The organism is Marinagarivorans cellulosilyticus (assembly GCF_021655555.1).
Lineage (GTDB): Bacteria > Pseudomonadota > Gammaproteobacteria > Pseudomonadales > Cellvibrionaceae > Marinagarivorans > Marinagarivorans cellulosilyticus.
Genome location: NZ_AP023086.1, coordinates 3,808,212 through 3,830,506, shown reverse-complemented (window position 1 = coordinate 3,830,506; position 22,295 = coordinate 3,808,212). Strand labels below are relative to the sequence as shown.

Below are 22,295 nucleotides of genomic sequence, written 5' to 3'. Positions count from 1 at the left end.
GAGCTTAGCATTCAATTGTCTATTCAGTCTGTCAAAAGTTGTAACCGGTTACAACGAAAAGTTAGACTGCATCTAACTTTGTAAACTATCTATCCTTAGGGCATTTTATTGGTGCATGCTAAGCCCGTCGCTGGGCCTAAAAAGTCTGCTCGTAAATGTTAGAAGGGGGAGATTCTCCTGAAGGGTTGCTGGCATACACGCGATATTGATAACGTCCGTGCGTTATGTTGCTATCAACAAATAAAGTATCTTCTTGTGGCATAAAAACCAGTTTGCCATCGCTGATGTCTCGGCCGATGGTTCGCCAAGGTGTCCAACGCTGCCAGAATTTCCAGCTAGCATTTTTTTTGCGTCGCTCAATTCTATAATATTTGCCCAGCGGGGCGCCCATCCATGCGATGGCGCCGTGGCTGCTAACCTCGCGTAAAATAGGCGCTTCGGGCACGGGCAGTGGGGGCGCGGCGGTTAAGCCTTGCAGTTGTGCTTGTGCTGTGCGCACAATATCAACAACCGACTGTTCCTCGTTCGGGTCGCCCTCGGTGAAGCCGGGCAAGCGGTAACTGTAGTGCCCTGTATATTCCTTGTGCCAATAAAAACCGCCGTTGTGCCTGTGCCCTCTAAACCCCCAAATAAATGCGCCTGCAGCGCGAGCGCCTTGATATTGGTAGTGCACGGCTTTATGCATGATATCTTCTAGGCCACTTGCGTCTTTAAGGCCGTATTCGCCGATAAGGTACACCTTCTTTCCATTAATGGCTTTTAAATCTTTTTCAATTTGCTCGGGGTTGTTGTTCTCGTTTGTGGTGTAAAAATGATTGGAAATAATATCGATGTTGGGATCGTCTAAGGAGGAGCTAATAATCTTTAGGTAGGTGCCGTCCACAATCAGCTGCTTGGGCGCATGCTTTTTAATATGGGCTGCAGTTTTTTGGACAAATACTGGGGTCGAGTCGCGCAGCTCATTACCTGTTTCCCAAGCCATTATGGCTTTTTCTTCAGAGTACAAACGTCCGGTTAAGGTATTTTTACGATTAATCACTGTACTGATGATGTGCAAGTAAGCTTGGTAGGTCTTGCTGTCAGTATTGTAAAAATCATTCGCAGACTCACCATAAAATGCGGCCAGCTGCTCTCTGCCTCCCCACCACTTCCAGTGATCAATAAAAGGCAGAATCAGGCGAAGGTTGTGCTTGCTTGCCAACGCAATCATACGGTCGTAAACAACCATGGCGTTCTCATTGAGTACCGGCATTCCATCTGGGCTCGATGGCGGTAGGATGTGGGTTTCACGTTGGCAATCTTGATCGTATGGGGTTGCAACGGATAACACATAAACACGCATAACCTTATGACCAAAGCGAGTTAGTGCTTTTATCCAGTTTTCTTGCTCGTCGGCGGTAGGCCATTGAAAATACTGCCCCCAGCCACGCGGATCTTGTAAGCAAGGCCCCGCTGCATCGTTTTCAATGCGATGCAACTCGGGCGCATGGATACCTGCAAAGCGCAATTCAGTAGCACCGTCGAGTAAGCGGTGACCATCGCGGGTTATAAAATGCGTGAAATCAGCCTGTGCAGAAGGTATTAAAAAGCTGATTAGCGCACACATTAAAGCGATAAACTTTTGCAAAATAAAATCCTCAATAAATAGGGTCAACCTGCAAACCACGGGTTTAAGCGCCTTTTAGAGCAATAGGGCAGTACACTATATTTGGCGTCAAATGCTAAACAAATAGTAATTATATTGAATAACGGTTTCCCCAATATACTAAAGATACTTAATTTAGTATATTGGGGAAACCGTTATTACTTCGAAATAATATTTAGGGCGTCATTTATGTTGAAATCTTATGCACGGCAGTTCCTCGCAGTTATATTCCTGTTGTTGGTTGGTTGTGTGCAGCCGCCAGTGTCACAGCCTTTTAAGCCTACAGATAACAGCGCTTTTGTGCGTGTATCGGGTAATCAATTCACCATCGAGGGCAAGCCCTATCGCTACGTTGGCGTAAACATGTGGTACGGCGCTTACCTTGGTTCCTCAGCGGCCGATATTGGCGATCGAATGCGCTTAGTGAAAGAGCTAGACTTCTTAAGTGCTATGGGCGTCACTAATTTACGGATTTTGGGGGCTTCAGAAAAATCCAGTTTACGCGATGCCGTTAACCCTGCCATTAATAATCGTGGAGAAATCGAGCGAGAAGATATTTTATTGGGTTTAGATTTTTTACTCGTCGAGATGCGCAAGCGCGATATGCGCGCAGTGATATACCTGAATAATTTTTGGGAGTGGTCTGGCGGAATGGCAACGTATTTATCATGGGTAAACAATGGTGAAATCGTAGACCCAAGCGACGCCAAAACGCCCTGGCCCGCATTTCCAATATTCACAGCGCAATTTTACCGTGAACCCAAAGCAACAGCGTTGTTTGAGCGCTATATTCACGCTATTACTTCTCGCGTAAATTCTTTAAGTGGCGTTGCGTACCGTGACGATCCAACAATTATGGCTTGGCAGCTTGCAAACGAGCCGCGTCCAGGCCATAAGAGTCACGACGCGGCTTATTTGCCCGACTATTACCAGTGGATAAAAAAAACGGCAAGCCTTATTAAGTCTTTAGCCCCGAATCAACTGGTATCTTTGGGTTCTGAAGGTGTAATGGGGTGCTTAGAAAGCCCTCAATGCGTGCTTGATGCGCATAAAGGGACAGGCATCGATTACATGACGTTCCATTTATGGATGAAAAATTGGGGCTGGTACGATGCCACAAAGCCGGAGGAAACCTTTGAGAGCGCTAAAAAAACAGCGGGCAATTACATAAAGCAACACATTGCATTTGCTGATAAGTTAGGCGTGCCCACCGTATTGGAAGAGTTCGGTTTGGAGCGCGATCAAGGCCAATTTTCGCCACAAGCGCCAACGACATATCGTGATGATTTTTATGCATTCGTCTACGGCAAAATAGAACAAAGCTGCGCCGAGGGCGGCCCTTTGGTCGGTAGCAATATTTGGGCTTGGGGGGGCTTTGGTGAAGCGCAGCATGCCGATTACCGTTGGCGCGCCGGCGACGGCCAATTTGTTGGCGACCCACCACAAGAAGCGCAAGGTTTAAATTCGGTCTACGCTAACGATAAAACAACAATAACCATTATGGCGAAGCACGCCAAAATAATAAGGGAGCATCAATGAGAACTTCAGCCCCATTAACTGCCGTCGCGGCAATTTTTTTATCCGCTAGCCTTTTGGCTTGTCAGCCATTAAGTGAAAACCGTGTGAAAGCCAATGCTAGCTCGCTAGCGCAATGGCCCACAGTGGTGCCGGGTGTTAAAAAAGACCCTGTCATAGAGGCTCGTGTTGATGCGCTTTTACAAACCCTGTCGTTAGAGCAAAAAGTCGCACAAATGATACAAGCAGACCTTGCGCATGTTAGTGCAGAGGAAATAAGTGAGTATCGCATTGGCTCGGTATTAAATGGCGGTGGGCAGCCACCCAATAAAAATGCCGACGCCCCACCTAGCGAGTGGGCCGCTTATGCTGAAATGCTGTATCAGGCGGCGATGAAGCCCGAAGCCGGAAAAAAGGCAATACCATTGCTGTGGGGCACAGATGCAGTACACGGCCATGGCAATTTGAAAGGCGCGACATTGTTTCCACACAATATCGCTTTGGGTGCCACACGTAATACGCAATTGGTAGAGGATATTGCCCAAGCCACTGCATTAGAGGTTGCAGCGACTGGGGTCGATTGGAATTTCGCGCCGACAGTCGCGGTTGCTCGTGACGATCGCTGGGGTCGTACTTATGAAAGTTTTTCTGAAGACCCAAATATTGTAGCAACACTCGGTGCTGCGACAGTGCGTGGTTTGCAAGGCGCTGCTAATAGCGGCGACTTTCTCTCTGAGTCCCGCGTTTTGGCCACGGCCAAGCATTTTATTGGTGATGGCGGCACTGCCTTTGGTGATGATCAAGGTTATACCCAAGGTGATGATGCAGAATTAATCAAAACACATCTACCTGGCTACATTGCAGCGATTGAGGCTGGCGCCCAAACAATAATGGCCAGCTATAGCTGGTGGCAAGGTGAGCATTCACACGGTAGCCGGTATTTATTAACCGATGTGCTTAAAGGACACTTACAATTCGACGGCGTTATTGTAAGCGACTGGCAAGGAATTGCGCATATACCTGGCTGTCAAATTGATAATTGCCCGCAAGCGGTTAATGCCGGCATTGATATTTTTATGATGCCTTATGCACCCGATTGGAAACAGTTTTACCACAATACTTTGGCGCAAGTGCGCAATGGCGACATTGAACGTTCACGTATTGATGATGCAGTACGGCGTATTTTGCGCGTTAAAATGCGTGCGGGTTTGTGGCAAAAACCTAGCCCGCAGGCGCGCAAAATTGTCGCCAAGACAGGGGTTGTTGGCAGTGAAAAGCATCGCGCGCTGGCGCGAAAAGCTGTGCGTGAATCACTTGTGTTGCTCAAAAATACGGGGGTATTACCTTTAAATCCAACTAGCCATATTGCTGTTGTCGGAAATGCGGCTAAAAATATCGCTACGCAAACAGGCGGCTGGTCTGTTACTTGGCAAGCCAAAGGCGTTGCGAACGATATGTTCCCCAATGCCACCAGTATTTACCAAGGTTTTGAGCGCGCTATTAGTGCGGCTGGCGGGCAGGTTGAGTTCAGTGAAAGCGCTGAACAAGTCACAAAGGCCGATGCGGCGATAGTTGTTTTTGGTGAGCAGCCGTATGCGGAAATGTATGGTGATATACAAAATTTAGATACCTTAGAATTTCAACAGCACGATAAAGTGGCGTTGGCGCAGTTAAAAAAATTAAAAGCTAGGGGCATACCGACGGTTGCCGTTTTTTTAACGGGCCGCCCGCGCTGGGTGAATAAAGAGCTTAATGCGGCTGATGCGTTTGTTGTTGCTTGGTTGCCGGGTAGCGAAGGGCAGGGCATTGCGGATGTATTACTCAGTAGCAAGCATAATTATAATTTTAGTGGCAGGTTGTCTTTTTCTTGGCCTGCTAACCCGTGTGATGCGGTAATAAACCCCGATAATATTTCGTCTGCAAACACCTTGTACCCATTAGGTTTTGGTTTGGATTACTCGTCGCCTAAAAAACAATGGCAATTACTGCCGGAAAACACCGAGGCCTGGCGTTACGGTTGCATATTGGCCGATCAGCTACCTCAGTATCAAGCCGTCGACTTTTCGAAAGAGAAGGGGTGGTTTTTTGCACTAGAAAAAAAATCGCTGGCACGAAAACCCATTTCGCAAACTGTTGCTATCGAAAACATCAGCGCAAAACCCCTAGAAAATAACAAGGGTGTTTCGGTGGCATGGAATGGTGCAGGCTTTGGCCGGCTCGTGTTACGCAATAATGTACCGAATAATGACTTTCTAGCGCAATATGCAAATGGCGCTGTGTTGGATGTGAATATTCGGTTACTACAAAAACCCACGCAAAGCGTTAATCTTGTTGTTGCGAGCGGACATTTGGCGACCAATTCGCTAGATATCACCAACGCCCTCACTGACTTTCCTTTGAATCAATGGCAGCCATTGCGTATAGACTTACGCTGCTTTACCCGTGAGCGTGCGGATATGAGCAAAATCGATGTGCCATTTAGCCTAGAAACTCAAGGGTTGCTAAATATTGATATTCGCGATGTGGGTTTTAGGCGGGTTGAAGCTGCTGAGCAAACAATAACCTGCCCCTAATGCAGTTTTTGGTAAGGGCTTTTCTTGAGTGAGGGGAGCCCTTTAAAGATTTTGGGGAGGCTTTTAAAAAAGCACTTGTTCCGCGATCGCGGCGTCCCCAGAAAAATTGTCGTCTGTTGCTAAGTTAATGACATTGCCGTCCTTGCTCTCACAAAATAGTGACTATTTGTAGAGCTACCCTCTACATAGGTTCAGGCTCAAGTTCTGCCGAAAGCGACATATTTTCTAGGCTGTAATAACAGCGTTTCAAACTCTTATGTACGACGCAATAGATATGATATATCATTTGTGCCGTGTATCGAAGTTGCCATTTCTCAGCGTTAAGATATCTAAGCCCGGTTAGTTTACGGAACAGTCACAACCCATTTGCTCGATTGCATCATGCATTGTTAGCTTCTGTCGGAATGATAAAACTTATTTAAAAATACGTAACTATTCATTCCTCACCCGAAAGCGCGTGCATAGCGCCCATGGATGGCTTGAGCGGCCTAGATAATGATCAACTAGCGCTCAATTGTGCAGATGGCTGAATAGTTACAAAAATGCTTTAACCATTGGAGTTATCAATGAAGTGCAAATTACTGGTTGCTGCCATTTCGGCGGCATCCTTGAATGCGTATGCCCTTGACGGGCAAGTTATTACAGAGCAAGGCGTACCTGTTGTTGGAGCCAAAATAAAAGTCAGCGGCTCAAAGCAGTTTATCGTATCGGATGATCAAGGGCGTTTTCAGATTGATGACGATGCCAATGAGGTTCATGTTTTAGCGCCGGGCTATAGCCATCAAATGGTTCATCTGCATGATCGCGATGGTGCGCCTCTTGTTGTGCGTTTAGCTGCGTCGGTTATCGAGCAGGTGGATGTGATTGGCCTGCCTATCCATACCTCGGTGATAGAATCCGCTTTGCCTGTTTCTGTACTAACTGGTGAGGAGCTTCGTAATCAACAAGCTTCAACGCTCGGTGATACGCTGGACAGACAGCCGGGCGTAAACAGTAATTTCCATGGCAATGTGGCCAGCACACCGGTGATCCGGGGTTTAAGCGGCCCGCGCGTCCTTATTACTCAAAATAGTCTGGATGTCAGTGATGTTTCTCGCGTTGGGCCTGATCATTCGGTAGCGTCTGAGGTTTCAACGGCTCAGCAAGTCGAGATTTTACGTGGCCCCGCCACATTGTTTTACGGTAGTGGTGCTATTGGCGGTGTAGTTAATGTGGTAGATCAACGGGTGCCAACAGACCCCGAAACTCGCGGCGAATTCATGCTTAGCCGCGAAACCGTCAACCAACAAAATCTTGCGTCTTTTAATGCCACAACTGGTGCGCAGCATTTCGCTTTTTATGCGGATGGCTTTTGGCGTGAAGCCGACGACTATAAAGTACCAGTGGCACCAGAGCAGGAGGACGAGCATGAGGAAGATCACGATGAGGAGCATGCCGATAAGCACATAGTCGCTAATAGCGCAGAGCAATCCAGCGGCTATACAGTGGGCTCCAGCTACTTGCTGGATAACGGTTATGTCGGAATAGCAGTAGGTCGTTTAGATCGCGAATATGGTATTCCCGGACACAGTCATGGAGAGCCAGAAGCAGGCGATGCCGCAGTTGTTTATGCGGATTTAGAGCAAAATCGCTATCAACTATTAAGCGAGTTGACTGTGGATTTTGCCGGGCTACGCGCGATAAATACACGCGCGGCCTACACGGACTATAGCCACGCGGAAATAGAGGGTGGCGATATCGGGACGGTGTTCTCGAATCAGACTACTGAGTTGCGATTAGATTTGTTACATCAAGAATGGCGCCACTGGAAGGGCGGGCTTAATTTTCACTATAAAAACAGTGAGGTAGAAGCGCAAGGTGACGAGGCTTTTACTCCGCCATCGACGACCCAGACATTAGCCATGGCCATGATGGAAGAACGGCATTTTGGAGATGTGTTAGTGCAGTTTGGAGGTCGGGCCGAGAGGGTGACTATTTCCGCAGATAATGCTCTATTGCCACCCTTGGAAGTCCACGGTCACGAGCCAGAATCTGATGAGGCGCATGATGATCACGCTGCAGAAGAAACGCGTGTTTTCGCTGTGGATCAATCTTTTACACCGGTTAGCTTGTCTTTGGGGGCGGTATGGGATTTCGCGCCTGGTTACAATTTGGGCGTGTCATTATCACGTGCTCAGCGCGCGCCTTCAGCTTCTGAGCTTTTATCTTTCGGCCCACATATTGGTACGCGGACATACGAAATAGGTGCACTATTCGAGTTGCATGAAGATGACGGTGAGCCCCATTTCGAACTGGCCGAAACTGACTTCGAGTTAGAAACCTCAAACAATATTGACTTAACGCTTCGCAAGCACGAAGGTGATTTCGGTTTTATTTTGAATGCCTTCCATAATCAAATAGACGACTATTACTATCAGTATTTCACTGGGAAATTCGCTGAGGTTGGGCACGACCATGGTGAAGATGATCACGTGGGTGAAGGCGATCATACAGATGAGGAAGAGGCGCACGAAGACGAATTACCGGTGTATATCTACACCCATGCCGATGCTAGGCTTTTTGGTTTTGAGGCGCAAGGAATATGGAAGTTAAGTGAGCAGTGGCGTACAACAGTATTTTCGGATTACGTAAATGCCGAGCTTAAAAATGGCGGTTATTTACCGAGAACGCCCCCGTTGCGTTTCGGCGCAGATTTGGACTTTACTGGCGAGCAATTAAGCGCTTCTTTAAACTGGACCCATTACGCGAAGCAAGACAATACCGCCGAGCGTGAAACGCCTACTGAAGGTTATGATATGTTTGACGCTACGGTGACTTATCGTTTTCCTGTAGGGGCAGATGAGTTAGCGTTTTTTCTAAAAGTCGAAAACCTAACGAATACCGAAGCGCGCGTGCATACTTCATTTATTAAAGATGTTGCCCCACGACCCGGTCGCAATTTTAGCTTTGGTGTTCGCGGTAATTTTTAACAGCAATAGCTAAAACCGGTCGGCTAAAAGCCGGTGATTTCAACTTTTTTGTGGCTAATAAGCCAGGGTAATTCCACTTAAATAAGGCTAGAACAAAGCTCGTTAGACGAAGATCGTGACGCAAGAATTATTCTGTTCATGCAGAGCACATCGAATCCGCATTTTAGGGGCCGCTCAAGCCATCCATGGGCGCTATTCAAGCGCTCCCGGCGCTTCAATGCCGCAAAAATACAGCTCCGATGAGCTTTGTGGTGATTTAATGCACGATTTTAACTCGGATGGCCCTGGCTAATAAGCTTGAAGGCAATACACCTAAAATAAAAATGTTTTAGGTGTATTGCTGTCTATCGAGCTGGATATCTATATAAATTATTACAGTAACAAAGAGCTTATGGGGCCAGCGCCATAGTTATCGCCTGTTAAGCCTAATGCAGAACTCACCGTATCCAATAGTTCGCGCTGTGTATTAGCGCCAGCGGGAGGGCGGATAACTAAGCCATTTTTAATAAACTGTTTTCCGCCCGCCAGCATTACCGGCGCATCTGTACCTGTATGGCTGCGGCCGTCTCCCATATTTGCGACTTGCACGACTAAGGTTGAGTCTATCAGCGGGTTGCCATTGCTATCAGGTGTAGCAGCTAATAGTTTAATCAAATAGGCTACGCGCTCGCTTAAAAATTGCCGAAAAGCAATAAAGGCTTGCGGCGATGCTGTCGCGTGAAGTGCTTGCGCATAATCAATATCTAACCCAAGGCTAGGTAGTCTAAAATTACCTTCATCATCCCCTAGCTGCAAACTCGCAACACGAGTCTTATTGTGCTGCAATCCTAAAACGGCTAGCTCTAGCATTTGTCGCGATTGTGTTTCAAAATCGTAAGGGTCCAATGCTAGCTCTTGCTGCGCGAAATGGTTAAACAATGGTGAGCTTGATTGTGCTTGCGAAAACAAAGCATTGAAAACACTTTCCATATTGGAGGCTGCTGGAATTAGACCGGCCTCTGCGCTGTAAGTCATTGTGTCTAGGGAGGAGTTAACTGCAGAAAGCGCTAATGGCACATCTTCGCCAAAATGCTTCGCTAGGCGAATGTCCAGTGATTCGCTGTGACTCGATTCTGGGTTTAATTGGCGCCAAAGGGTGCCATGGCCATAATCAACGAGGTTAATACCTTGTAAAAATACGCAATGTTGTTTTACCGGTTCGAAAGGCGCGCTCATTTCATTAAGAGCAAAGTCATCACCACAGCCCTGTGGGTGCCATCGTTCGGCAATGGCTCCACCAGGTACATGTACGAATATAACGCGTGGTGTATCAGAAGGGCTGACATTGTCGGCCAATGCATTTGCCGTGGCGATGCTCCCCGCTAGCAAGCTACTTGTTTTTATTAGTTGGCGCCGAGTCGTCGATAATAATTGTTTACTCATAATATTATTCCCTTTATTAACGGTAAGTAATGCTATTAACGGCATCATTGCAGCGTAACTGATCGAGCGTGTTGCGATTCATGCTCGCCAAAATTCGGGCGTCGCATTCGCTAGAAGGCATTACCATAAAGTCGGGGTATTGTTCGTCAAATACTTGTGTAATACCTGGATGGGCGTTATCGCCTACATCAAGCCATACGGTTATAGGTGCGTATACGTCGTCAGGAGGGCTTCCGGTAAGAGACGCAGGGGCGCTGCATAAATTAAAACGACGCACCAATATCAAGCTAGCAATATTTCCCTCGTTTAATATTAGCGTGTCGGCGTTTAAATCGTAATCGGTGACGGCATTCAAGGTATTTTGGTAAGCCATTAATTGCGTGGTATCGCAATTCGCTTCATCCGGTGAGCCCATAGACGAAATTTTTATGGGCGCGCTTAGGCCATCAGAAGTGTACTCGGCAGTGTAAGTCGTCATGTAAGTACCGCACTGGTGCGAAACTTCCATTTGCGATTGTGCGTCAAACTTCACGGTAAATAATCCACTTAAAGACTCTTGCAAACCTATATCTGATTGGCTGTATTTTAATACCCATTCGGTATTGGCAAGAGCTTGTGAATCCAAAACGGTATCGCCTTGGCAGGCGACTAGACACACGGTGGTAACACTCATCAATAATTTTTTCATGGCAGTTCCTTTTATGGCTAATTGCTACCGACATTAGCATTATTATTAAATAGCAGGCTTAGCATTTTAATGCCGAGCTTAGGATATAGGAGAAACCGCTTGTGGCCAGATATCTAAGAGTTCAGTAACTCCAAACTGTGTACTTGTTTACACCGTAAAAGTGAATAAGGGCACTGATTGTTTTCAATGCTTTGCCGCCCAGCGGCATTCTTCGGGCAATCGGAGGTATTCAATATTTGGCGGGGTGTTTTCTTTGTTTGGTAGGCCAATCTAAGTAGTGTTAGAAGATACCGCGGTCATTGCTTGTGGTCGTATTCGCCAACGCTGCAATATTCCGCTACCCTAGCATGCATTACATCACAACTGCTAAAGAGCTATGACGAAATACAGCAAAACAAAAACGAGCTTTTACCGGCGTTTATATGTTGCCCATTTAATTGATGGCGGGATTAATACTGTGCCAGCGATTATTAGGCACACCAACATGCCAAGGCGCACCGTGCAAGACACCATTTTGGCCCTACATGAGCTGGATATTAATTGCGAGTTTGTGGGGGGGAATAAAAACGGGGGCTATCGGATTAATGGGTGGGGTGCTATTAGCTCTGATTGGGTCAGTGCTAATTTATCCACTTTGGTTCATGTATTGGCTTTGCCGTTAAAGGCCGGCGAATGAAACCTGCGCGAATTAAAGCAATGTTACCGGTGGTTATATTCTTTGTTTTAGCAGCGGTTGCGGCGGCTGGTATTAGGTATGGGCTAGAGCAATCAAAAAAGCCCCTTATCGATAGCAACCACCCGAACGTAGTTGCTGGAACTTTACCCGTTGTAACGCTGTACAGCACGGCTTGGTGTAGCTATTGCAAAGCAGCGCGCACGTACTTTACACGCAAAAATATTGCTTTTATCGAAAAGGATATTGAAAAGAACCCCGCAGCCTACCAACAGTATCAGCAGTTAGGTGGGAACGGGGTGCCTTTTATTACAATTAATGAATACACAATGCAAGGCTTTGACCGAAAAGGCTTTAAAGCTGCTTATCTCAAGCAACTTTGATTGCAAAGCCTCTTCGTGCAGGGGGGGCTTTGTCGCTTGCTCACTGTTTGTCTTATGTCTTATGTTTTCGCCATATTACCTTAGTAATTTGCGCGCTGTTGCCAGCGTGCCATTAAGGTTGATTTCGCGCAGGTATTCGCAAGTGAAAAGCTCAAGATTGTTTATGTTTAGCAGCGTTTGAGGAAAAATGGATTCTAGTGCAAAAATACGCGCTACATATTCGGTAGGGGTGTGCGCACATTGCTTTGCAATCGCGGCAAAATCGTCGGCTAGTGGATCGGATACTTGTATTGCTCGACGCTGATCATCAGTACCGCTGATGTATTTCATCCAGGCGGCTAATGCGAAGGCAAAAAAACGAATGTCGCCATTAGTTTCGATAATATCACTTAAAGTGCTTAACCAGCGCTGCGGTATTTTTTGCGAGCCATCCATAGCAATTTGCCACGTGCGATGCTTTAGACCTGGGTTTTCAAAGCGCTCGTGAAGCTGTTCTTGATAGGCTTTAATATCAAAACCTTCGGGGGCTGTAATAGTGCTGGCTGCACTTTGCATAAAGGCTGTACATAGCTTTTTTAATACGTGGTCTTGCATGACGTCGGCAATCGTTTCTTTGCCGGCTAGATACCCCGCGTATGCCAGCAAACTGTGTGTGCCGTTGAGCAGTCGTAGCTTTATCAATTCGTAGATTTCCGCTTGCGTTACAAATTGCGCACCCACCTGTTCCCAAGCGGGGCGAGTATTGGCGAAATTATCTTCAATAATCCATTGGCTAAAGGGTTCAGCGACAACCATGGCTTCGTCGCGGTAGCCCAATTTGTCTTCAAACAAGGCGATATCGTTTGCGACAGTGGCAGGCACGATGCGGTCTATGACAGTGGAGGGGAAGGTTACATTTTGTTTAATCCACCGTGCTAACGCCGGTGAAATGCTTTCGGCAAGTTGTAAAACACAGCGTTGAGTGACCAAGCCATTACTGGGTAAGTTATCGCAACTCATTACTGTAATGCCTGACAAGTTTTTTTCTTGCCTAGCTTTAAGCCCTGCGACTATGTAACCAATTGCCGACTTTGGTGAGCCTAAATGGTTAATGTCGTGGATAATATCGGGATGTTCGGTATTTAATTGCCCTGTCGCTGGATGGTGGCAATAACCTTTTTCTGTAACCGTAAGAGAAATAACTTTAATACTCTCGCCTGCAATAGCATCCACAATGGCTTGCGGATTTTCGGGGCCTACTAATACTTGTTGTACTGAGCCTATAAGCTCGGTTTTATCGGTGTTTCCGCGCTCAAGTAGCGTGTATAGGCAATCTTGCTCGGCCATTTGTTGATAGACGGTGGCCGAGCGTAAACTGCAGGCAATAATTCCCCAATCTCCGCCGTTTTGATTCATCACGTGATGGGTGTACCAAGCTTGGTGGGCTCGGTGAAAAGCGCCAATGCCTAAATGAATGATGCCAGCTTTAGTTTTTTGCCTGTTGTATTGTGGTGTTTGCACTGTTGTAACGCTTTGCGCTAATGCACTATTAAGTCGGGACATAAAATATAATCGTATTTAGCTTTAAAGTTTATAGGCGCGTTTGGCTAGGTTGTAACTTAAGTCTTGCGCTAGTGCTTGGGCATCGTCTTCGGTTATGCGGTGTTCGGCAACAAGTTGAGCTAGCCAAGTGCAGTCCATTCTGCGTGCTACATCGTGACGAGCAGGAATAGACAGAAAAGCACGAGTGTCATCATTAAAGCCAACTGTATTATAAAATCCTGCCGTTTCGGTAACTTGCTCCCTAAAGCGACGCATTCCTTCGGGACTATCGTGGAACCACCATGAGGGACCCAATTTTAAGCATGGGTAATGGCCTGCTAGCGGCGCTAATTCGCGACTGTACGTGGTTTCGTCTAAGGTAAATAAAATAATGCTTAAGTCTGTGCGGTGGCCGAATTTATTCAGTAGAGGCTTTAATGCATCGACATAATTTGTTTGGCTGGGTATGTCCGCGCCTTTGTCTCGACCAAAGCGTTTAAATACCGTTTGGTTGTGATTGCGGTGAGATCCAGGGTGTATTTGCATCACTAGGCCATCTTCCAAACTCATGGCGGCCATTTCCGTTAGCATTTGCCCTCTAAATGTTTCGGCATCTTGCGCGCTAAAGTCTCCCGTTAATACTTTTTCAAATAATGACTGTGCTTGTTCGCGCGTTAAATCAGCCGTTATTGCGGTAGGGTTGCCGTGGTCGGTTGAGGTAGCGCCTAAGCTTTTAAAAAATGCACGCCTTTGCATTAACGCTTGTAAGTATTGCGTGTAACTTGATGTATCTAGCTGAGTTAATTCGCCTAAAGCACTGACGTTTTCACGAAAGCCTTCAAAGTCCGGGTCGGTGACTGGATCTGGGCGGAAGGCGGTAATTACATTGCCTTGCCAGCCGCTATCGCGAATTTTAATGTGGTGTTCTAGCGTATCGAGTGGTGACTCTGTTGTGGCTAAGCACTCAATATTGAAGCGGTCAAACAAGGCGCGGGGGCGATAGGCATCGGACTGTAATGCGGCATTAATGCGATCGTAGTACTCGTCTGCCGTGTGCTCGTTAAGCCGGTGCTCTAAACCAAAGACTTCACTAAACACATGCTCTAGCCATAGCTGCGATGGCGTGCCTCTAAATAAATAAAAGTGTTGTGCAAATATACGCCATATTTCACGGGGATCACTCGCGGTGGCTGTGCCGTCGTGTGTTCTTATGCCAAGTGACTCCATTGAGATGCCTTGGCTGTAAAGCATTCTAAAAACGTAGTGGTCGGGCTTAATGAGTAATTCTGTTGGATTGCCAAACGACGCATCCTCAGCAAACCAGCGAGGGTCGGTGTGACCATGGGGGCTGAGAATCGGTAGATTTTTCACATCAGCATACAAACGCTGAGCAATTGCTCGTTGTGTTGGGTCCGCCGAGAAAAGACGGTTAGGGTTAAGCGATAATAGTTCTTTTTTGCGTGAGTTCATGGGCGTCTGCTGTGGTGATTGTATCGGATTATTCATGGCGCTTTATTAAGTGTAGTGGCTTCATCAGTTTAAAAAAACGGGGGCCACGAAGGCCCCCAAATAAACCATGAAGGGGCTTACAGTTAAGCCAAGCCAATTGCCTACTGGGGTGCAATAGCTTGTCGAATCGGTAAGGCCAATAGATGTTTTCAGATATCCTTATTGGTGTCAAACCAAAATGCCATTTTTTTGCATTTACCGGCTTTATATGCAGATAAACGAGAGTTATCGCAAAAATACGGCCAATAATTTGAAATGAAGTGGCATTTAAATGCGGGTTAATGTAAAACTGGTATTACCAATTATTAGTGAGGTGAACACGAAAATATGACCGATTTAGTCGCGATTGGTGAGGTGATGCTGGAGCTATCTAGCACCGATGCGCCTCACGCATTAAGTACAGCTAAAGTTGGCGTTGCAGGAGATACCTTCAATACCGCGGTTTATGCGGCGCGCCATGGTGCGAATGTGGCCTATTTCACGCAATTGGGGGACGATCCTTATAGCGCTAAAATGTTGGCGCTATTGGCTGATGAAGGCATAAATACAGAGGGTATTGTGCAGCTGGAAGGGCGCGAGCCTGGCCTCTATATGATTGCGAACCGAGCCGACGGCGAGCGAACCTTTCACTACTGGCGCAGCCAATCCCCCGCGCGCGAAATGCTAACAACAGCAAGTGCCGTTGCGTTGTTTCGCCGTTGTATAGAACGTAGCAAAATTGTGTACTTAAGCGGTATTACCCTTGCGATCTTGCCTGACCAAGCTCTTGATGCGTTACATCAATCACTTTGTGAATATAAAGCTCAAGGCGGGCAGGTTGCTTTTGATAGCAACTACCGGCCTCGATTGTGGCAATCGCACCAAAAGGCTAAAGCCGTTATTCAGCGCTTTATGTCCATTACGGATATTGCCCTGCTAACAGACGAAGACGAACAAAATTTATGGGGATGCGAAAGTGCTACGCAAGTTGCCCAGCAGCATGTAGCAACGGCCGTTAAGGTACTAATTGTTAAGCGCGGTGCAAAAGATGTGGTGTCTTTTACGCGTACTGAGGGTGACGATGCCTTTTTGCCGCCGGTGTTTATTGATGTGCCGCAGGTTAAGACTGTGGTGGATACCACCGCTGCCGGTGATAGCTTCAATGGCGCTTTCTTGGCGGCGCATCTAGCCGGTAAGAGTTTGAGTGTTTCTATTTCCTGTGCAAACCAGTGCGCAGGCAGTGTTATTAAGCACAGGGGTGCCATTGCTCCTAAAAATGCTACCGTTTAGCGCTGTTTCGGTAGCAAAACAAGGGGGATGATCCGTTTCACGGTATTCGCCGCCCTAATTAAATATAATTTCCAACGTTTAAATAGTGAGCTTGCAAATATGAAAAAAATAATAAATCTAAGCGCTTTGCCTATGGTTTTGGCTTTAGCCGCCTGCACGGGCCAACCCGAAGTTACAGCTACAAACTCGTCCAGCGAGGGCTTGCCTATTTCAAGCCAAAGCTCGTCAAGCGTTGCGGTAAGCTCTTCAATGGGCGCTTCATCTTCTAGTGTGGTTATTGCAAGTTCAGAGGCGGCAAGCTCTAGCTCGGCAGCGAATGTGCAAGCGTTTACCTTACAAGAAGGTGATGCGGGTTTTTGTTCTATCGATGGCCTAGCCGTAGAAACAGACAACGACGGTTACACTGGTTTGGGTTATGCCAATACAGACAACTATTCCGGCGCAAAGATTGTTTGGCAATTAGCCGCGCAAACTAGCGATACGTTTACCTTGGAAATTCGTTTCGCGAATGGTGGCGACGAAGCTAGGCCTGCGCAGTTGAATATCAATGAAGGCAGCAATGGTAGCTACATGCTAGCTTTTCCAACAACAAACGCTTGGACGCAGTGGGAAACAGAATCAATTACTGTCGATCTTGTGCAGGGGCTAAACACATTAGAGCTAGTAAGTCGTAACGACAGTGGTTTAGGGAATATCGACGCTATAAAAATTATTGGCGACGGCATTAGTGGCGGCGCTTGTGAGGGCTTGCCGGTGGCTTCCTCTAGCGCGGCTTCAAGTAGCGCTCCTAGCAATATTGGGGAGGGCGAATTTCTACCGCAAGCAGGTAACCCTGTGCATTCACGCTATAACAAATATAAATCGGAATGGAGCCACGATAAGGCCGATATTATTTTATCCCACCAATACGCCAATGGTGGCTGGCCTAAAAATCAAGCTTACGATTCAGCCGGTAGTGGCGGGGATGGCTTAGGCACTTTCGATAATGGCGCAACCACCTTGGAGATGACGTTTCTTGCTGATGTTTACAATGCAACGCAAGATAATAAATACCTAAATGCAGTACGCAAAGCATTAGATTACACATTAGATGCACAATACGCTTCGGGTGGTTGGCCGCAATATTATCCGCTAAGAGGTGGTTATTCCGATCACGTTACTTTTAACGATGATGCTATGTCGCGCATCTTAACCGTTTTGCATCACGTGGTACAAAAAACAGCGCCTTATGATACCGGCGTGGTTACTGATGCCCAGCGCGAGCGAGCAAAAAATGCTGTCGCCAAAGGTGTGGATTACATTATAAAAGCCCAGTGGAAGCAAAATGGTGTGCCCACGGTTTGGTGTGCGCAGCATGGCAAAGACGATTACCTACCAAAAAAAGCACGGGCGTATGAGCTGGAATCTTTAAGTGGTAGCGAATCTGTTGAGGTGGTTGCATTCTTGATGACACAACCGCAAACGGAAGAAGTTGCGAATGCGGTAAAAGCCGCGTTAGCTTGGTTTAGAAGCCCGAACACTTACCTTGCCGATTACACTTACAACAAATCTGTCGAAGAAAAATTTGTGCCCCAAAATGGCAGCCGAGTATGGTTTAGGTTTTACGACCTCACCACTAACAAAGGCTTCTTTAGCGATCGCGATAGCCGTAAAGTATACGATATCATGGATATCTCTGAAGAGCGCCGCAATGGTTATAGTTGGGGCGGAGGCTACGGCGAAAAGATTATTAACTATGCCGATAGTGTGGGCTACTAGGCTTGCTAATCTATAGGGCACCTCTAAAAATAGTAATTTTTGTGTGAGAGCAAAGAAGAACCGCCCGAGAGCCGCAGTTTACGTGGTGTAAATCATTCAGCGCATCCTTGCGCTTCACCCTTCGGGCAGCAAGCTGTGCAAATTGATCCTCCAATCTGTGAGGATTTGTTGAAGCCCTCCTTGGCTTCAATCCTACGGATTGCCCTGCGGCAACCCAAAACGCTCCTGGCGTTTTGGTCGAGGACCGAGCTAATGTGCATGGATGGACTGAATACAGGTTTTGCATCGGTGCAGGAAGCACCTTATTAGACATTGCAGGAGCTGAATGTCGAGGAGCGAAAACCTGTAAGCCGCTATCGCAGAAAGAGTGCATTTTTAGAAGTGCCCATATTGAAATGTGTGCGATTTATTGCTGAAGCGACCGCCATAAATCGACTTCGGCTAAAGCGCTTTTTTCAAGGGTAATGATTTCTAAACGGCTTTCGATGCAATCATCGAGTTCGGTCTCGGTTATGGTATCTGATGTAATGTTATAGCCAAAAACTCCGTCGTTAGTAATAAAAACGCCCTTTGCGCGTTCTACATTTATACTGCCAAACCAATTAATCAGCGCCGAACGATTAAAGATTCTATCGGGGGCAAACCGCCAGCCGATGCTATGGAAACCCTCACCTGCGTTTTCGATTTTTAAGTAGCCCTTACTGGGAATTTCTGCATCATTAATACTGGGGTCTAATTTAGTCGAGTGATTGTGGTGATGGAGTGTTGTAATGACTTTAGACTTCCCATTGAGGGTTGCTATGTCGAGTTCACCCTGTGCGGTGAAAATAATCGGAACAACATTTTCGCGCTCGCGAGTGACGTAATTAATTAGAGTATTTTGCTCTGCCTTGCCATATAGGTCAGCTTTGTGCCCGACAATAATATCGGCCATTGCTATTTGCTGGTTAAATGTGTCGTGTTTGGTATAGCGGGTATCTGCCAGTTTTCGCGCATCGACTAAAGTAATGCATTGCTGAATATCTAATATGTCTCGATAGTGCTTGGCGCTAAGCACTTCGAGCACCTCTTTGGGGTGGCCAAGACCGGTGGGTTCTATTAGCAAACGGTCTGGTTTGGCTTTAGCTATTAATTGATTGAGCGCAATTTGCATGGGTAAGCCTGCAGCGCAACACATGCAGCCTCCGGGTACTTCACGAATAAATACCTCTTCGGCTTCACTATGATTACCGCTAATAAGGCTGCCATCAACACCTATCTCACCAAACTCGTTTACCAATATTGCCCAGCGCTCGTTTTTGGGCTTTTGTTGTAATAGGCTTAAAATAAATGTCGTTTTTCCAACCCCTAAAAAGCCAGTGATAATATTGGTAGGTACGCCATAAATACGATTTTCTTTTCTGCTCACAGCATGTTTCCTCAACCGCTTAGGTTACTATTAACCACAACGCTTTTTATATTTTTTCCCGCTATCGCACGGGCAGGGATCATTTCGGCCTATTCTAGGGGTGGCGTTAACAAAGGGGGTCGGTGGCGCACAGCAACTAGCCTGCGGGCAACAGTTGTTAGGCTCGTCCGCTTCTAGTGGGTTAGACGCTTCGTTGCATTCTAAATTATTCATAAATATTTAGGGTGTGAATTCTCGTTAATGTTTAATACTCAGCAATGTATACCTTAGAGATGCCCTTCAGTCTGTTTTACTTTAGTGCCTTCTGGGCGGGCACAATCGGTGTTGTTCAGGCAAAGTTTATAGTTTCGGTAGTGAGAAAAAGCAATAAACGTGGCCCCCATGAGCGTCAGTATTTTTTCGCCGATCTCTTTGATTACAGTTTCCGTGAGGGAAACCGCAAGCAATAAAAGCGCTAGGCCGAGTACGCCAATTGAAAGAGTATAGAAACGTTTGTGCGCTTTACAGCCTAATGTCAGCGCATAGAGGCTGATGGGAATTACGATAATGATCATCCAAAAATGAAAGTATTCATTGTCGAGTTGTAGTGTGGCTATGCTTGGAAATACAATCAATGCCAAAGGCAAAGCTAAGCAATGTAACGCACACATCAACGATAGGCTAATGGCGGTTGTATCTGAAAGTGTTTGGACTTTAATCAAGGCGGATTCCTTCGGTAGCATTTTGCTAAACTGTGATCACTTAGGCCGTGCAATTTCAGCTGAGAAATCATTAGCTTGTAGTAGGTATTTTTGCGCAATTCTATTTGCGAATACACGACATGATTGTTGGCGGAGTTATTTGCGAACTAAGGATCTGGCTTTAAGTTAATATAAGTGCCTCCGTCGCAAACAAGATGCATTTTTAGAAGTGTCCTTAGGCGATGGCGGAAGCTAAGCTTCCGCCAAAAACTATGCTAAAGAAAAATGAATATTAATGATCATGACTCTCGCCAATACCAAGCCAAGTAATCATGGCGGGGATGTAGTCAAGTTCAAGATCGCTGACGACTTGCAATAGTTCTAAGTCGATGATTCGTACATGCTGCTCTAGTGGGTCGGCAATATAGACTGTGTGTTCATTTTGGGCGAGCGTCATAGAAAATTTCATGCCTTCGCTCAAAGTGCTGACATCTGCATCGGTAATATCTAGTCGCTCGCCATACTCCCAGTGCGTGTGATCACCATCAAGGTGAGGCTCTATGGTGGTTAGGTAGCCTTGGTCGTCCAAAATAACAAAGTGCTCCGCTTCAAAAGAAAACTGGCTCGCAACTGATTGTGCTCCCGGCATTGGCTGCCAGTCGATAAGCTCCATTTCCATTTCGGTAGGGTCAATCATAAAAAATTGCGCTGTACTGCCCGAATGCGCGCTAGCTTTGGCAATAAATTGACCGCTTTCGGGGTTGCCCCATAGGCTGCCTATGCGCAATCCGTCGGCAACATCTTCTGTATTTAACAGTTTTTGCGCGCTGTATGTATCATTTCCATTATCGGTAACGAGCAATACGCCATCACTACAACCGAATACAATATGGTTTTCGTTTTGTGCAGCACCGTGCAGGTCGGGGCAGTTAACATCTAAAGTTTGCTCTAGAATATATTCGCCGTCATGCAGATGATAGACGCCGACCTGATCTGGTAGGTTAAAATTATTGGAGCTAGAAACGGTATCGTCACGGCGAAGGCTTGCCAACACGTGCTCGCCTCGAGGTTCAGCAACACCGTGCTGCGGCATGGTGAGTGCAATAGTGAGAGGCGCTTCTAGCCCTTCAATTACATGATCATCAAACACTTGAATGCTGGCATTTGATCCAGTATCTGTATTGCCGTCTAAAAATAGCGCAACTTGGCCTTCGTGAGGCACAAAGTGCGTAGGCCGACTGCCGGTTAAACTGAAGTTAGATAGGCTGGGCATCGTAGTTATTAAATCGAAGTGGTCGTTGTGGGCGACTTGCCACAAACCACCATCAATAAAGCCGACTTTGTCGTTGTTGCGCTCGATGAGTGCCGCAAGTCGATAACCCGCAGAGGCATAAACCGCGCTAGGTACTGCATCCAAAGCGAGTGTTGTGATGAGGTCGCCATCAGCCAAATCGTAGATGTCGGCTTCAGAATCATCACTGTTTATTATTAATAATCGCCCTTCGGATTCTCCTCCGTGATTATGATTGTCATGGCCTTCATGCTCATGCTCGTCGTGATCATCATTAGCTGTAATCGATGCTTTTTCATTAATTGTTGTATTTGCATCACCACAGCCAGTTAAGGCCATAATTACAGCACTTGCTGTTAACGAAAGTGCTAACTGTTTAATAAAAAAGGGGGGCATGATTTTCCTCGGATGTTGTTTGGCTCAATGTTTTATCGAATATTTATGATTGGGCTGTCTGTGTTGCCTACGGTTGCGCCAATCACGATGTATCACCGAAACCCTGCGTTGCGTACTATTTGATTTAATACCAGCGTGTTAATGACCCTAACAGAGCAGTGGCACAGTGGTGGGGCCAGGTAGAATTTGATCGGCGCCGTATCGCCGATATTTTCACAAATGCTAGCAGGTGCTTTCCCATTTTTACCGGCTGAAGAGAAGAGAGCTGCCATCGAATGTTGAGGGTTTCTGTTAGTGGGTGAGATGATATACCATATCATTTGTGATTGGCAATGCGCTTTTCAATTAAAGCTGCCTTGCGTTGCTGGAATGGCGTTTAAAGTGGATGCCACGTGAATGTAGGGAAATACTCAATGTCCCCAAATAATACGCGCTGTTTCTTTGAGTGCAGAAAAGGCACTGGGTAGATCGGCCGACAATGTAGAGAGTGCGGCAATAGGTGTGCGTAAGTTGGGGAGAAAAAAGTTGAAAAAAGTTGCTTCAGCGGGTGCGATACTCCGTATTCAGTGCATACAAAATACAGAGCGCATGAAAA

16 protein-coding genes are annotated in these 22,295 nt (G+C 46.6%); 7 read left to right on the top strand and 9 right to left on the bottom strand.

The window, feature by feature from the left end; translation table 11 throughout:
• Positions 1-136: 136 nt before the first annotated feature.
• Positions 137-1,627: a glycoside hydrolase 5 family protein gene (locus tag MARGE09_RS15410; protein WP_236983319.1), complete on the bottom strand. Its 1,491-nt coding sequence runs from the start codon at positions 1,625-1,627 to the stop codon at positions 137-139.
• 207 nt (positions 1,628-1,834) lie between these two features.
• Here MARGE09_RS15410 and MARGE09_RS15405 point away from each other — a divergent pair, with 207 nt between their 5' ends.
• From MARGE09_RS15405 to MARGE09_RS15395, 3 genes are all read left to right on the top strand, one after another.
• The gene (locus MARGE09_RS15405) at positions 1,835-3,184 is read left to right on the top strand and encodes a glycoside hydrolase 5 family protein (RefSeq protein WP_236983317.1); all 1,350 of its coding nucleotides are present in this window, start codon (positions 1,835-1,837) and stop codon (positions 3,182-3,184) included.
• Positions 3,181-5,733: a glycoside hydrolase family 3 protein gene (locus MARGE09_RS15400; RefSeq protein WP_236983314.1), complete on the top strand. Its 2,553-nt coding sequence runs from the start codon at positions 3,181-3,183 to the stop codon at positions 5,731-5,733. Before MARGE09_RS15405 ends, MARGE09_RS15400 begins: the two co-directional genes overlap by 4 nt.
• A 566-nt stretch (positions 5,734-6,299) precedes the next feature.
• Positions 6,300-8,702, top strand: coding sequence for a TonB-dependent receptor (locus MARGE09_RS15395; RefSeq protein WP_236983312.1), 2,403 nt, complete (start codon positions 6,300-6,302; stop codon positions 8,700-8,702).
• Between the two features lie 372 nt (positions 8,703-9,074).
• Here MARGE09_RS15395 and MARGE09_RS15390 read toward each other — a convergent pair whose 3' ends face one another.
• Positions 9,075-10,124 (bottom strand): DUF1552 domain-containing protein, encoded by a 1,050-nt coding sequence (locus tag MARGE09_RS15390; protein WP_236983310.1) that lies wholly within the window; start codon positions 10,122-10,124, stop codon positions 9,075-9,077.
• A gap of 16 nt (positions 10,125-10,140) precedes the next feature.
• A complete protein-coding gene (locus tag MARGE09_RS15385; RefSeq protein WP_236983308.1) occupies positions 10,141-10,812 on the bottom strand; it encodes an META domain-containing protein in 672 nt (223 codons plus the stop codon).
• 376 nt (positions 10,813-11,188) lie between these two features.
• On the opposite strand from MARGE09_RS15385, the gene MARGE09_RS15380 reads away from it, so the two are divergent.
• Both MARGE09_RS15380 and MARGE09_RS15375 read left to right on the top strand, forming a co-directional pair.
• Positions 11,189-11,488 (top strand): helix-turn-helix domain-containing protein, encoded by a 300-nt coding sequence (locus tag MARGE09_RS15380; RefSeq protein WP_236983306.1) that lies wholly within the window; start codon positions 11,189-11,191, stop codon positions 11,486-11,488.
• Complete coding sequence (locus tag MARGE09_RS15375; RefSeq protein WP_236983304.1) at positions 11,485-11,868, top strand: glutaredoxin family protein; 384 nt, start codon at positions 11,485-11,487, stop codon at positions 11,866-11,868. Before MARGE09_RS15380 ends, MARGE09_RS15375 begins: the two co-directional genes overlap by 4 nt.
• 75 nt (positions 11,869-11,943) lie before the next feature.
• On the opposite strand, the gene MARGE09_RS15370 is transcribed toward MARGE09_RS15375, so the two are convergent.
• Together MARGE09_RS15370 and uxaC are read right to left on the bottom strand one after the other, a co-directional pair.
• Positions 11,944-13,410 carry a mannitol dehydrogenase family protein gene (locus tag MARGE09_RS15370; RefSeq protein WP_236983302.1) on the bottom strand — a complete coding sequence of 489 codons (1,467 nt, stop codon included), beginning with the start codon at positions 13,408-13,410 and terminating at the stop codon, positions 11,944-11,946.
• Positions 13,411-13,431: 21 nt separating this feature from the next.
• Positions 13,432-14,859: a glucuronate isomerase gene (gene uxaC / locus MARGE09_RS15365; RefSeq protein WP_236983301.1), complete on the bottom strand. Its 1,428-nt coding sequence runs from the start codon at positions 14,857-14,859 to the stop codon at positions 13,432-13,434.
• Positions 14,860-15,225: 366 nt separating this feature from the next.
• Between uxaC and MARGE09_RS15360 the strand changes: the two genes are divergently transcribed.
• Both MARGE09_RS15360 and pelA read left to right on the top strand, forming a co-directional pair.
• On the top strand, positions 15,226-16,167 hold the full coding sequence (locus MARGE09_RS15360; protein WP_236983300.1) for a sugar kinase: 942 nt from the start codon (positions 15,226-15,228) through the stop codon (positions 16,165-16,167).
• Between the two features lie 99 nt (positions 16,168-16,266).
• On the top strand, positions 16,267-17,925 hold the full coding sequence (pelA, locus tag MARGE09_RS15355) for a pectate lyase (protein WP_236983299.1): 1,659 nt from the start codon (positions 16,267-16,269) through the stop codon (positions 17,923-17,925).
• 406 nt (positions 17,926-18,331) lie between these two features.
• Here the strand turns inward: pelA and MARGE09_RS15350 are convergent, their stop codons facing one another.
• The 4 genes from MARGE09_RS15350 to MARGE09_RS15335 form a co-directional block, all read right to left on the bottom strand.
• Positions 18,332-19,333, bottom strand: a complete 1,002-nt coding sequence (locus tag MARGE09_RS15350) for a CobW family GTP-binding protein (RefSeq protein WP_236983298.1) — start codon at positions 19,331-19,333, stop codon at positions 18,332-18,334.
• A 30-nt stretch (positions 19,334-19,363) separates the two neighbouring features.
• A complete protein-coding gene (locus MARGE09_RS15345; RefSeq protein ID WP_236983297.1) occupies positions 19,364-19,546 on the bottom strand; it encodes an SEC-C metal-binding domain-containing protein in 183 nt (60 codons plus the stop codon).
• Positions 19,547-19,599: 53 nt separating this feature from the next.
• Positions 19,600-20,034 (bottom strand): MerC domain-containing protein, encoded by a 435-nt coding sequence (locus MARGE09_RS15340; RefSeq protein WP_236983296.1) that lies wholly within the window; start codon positions 20,032-20,034, stop codon positions 19,600-19,602.
• A 271-nt stretch (positions 20,035-20,305) separates the two neighbouring features.
• Positions 20,306-21,700 (bottom strand): 5-methyltetrahydrofolate--homocysteine methyltransferase, encoded by a 1,395-nt coding sequence (locus MARGE09_RS15335; RefSeq protein ID WP_236983294.1) that lies wholly within the window; start codon positions 21,698-21,700, stop codon positions 20,306-20,308.
• Between the last annotated feature and the right edge of the window lie 595 nt (positions 21,701-22,295).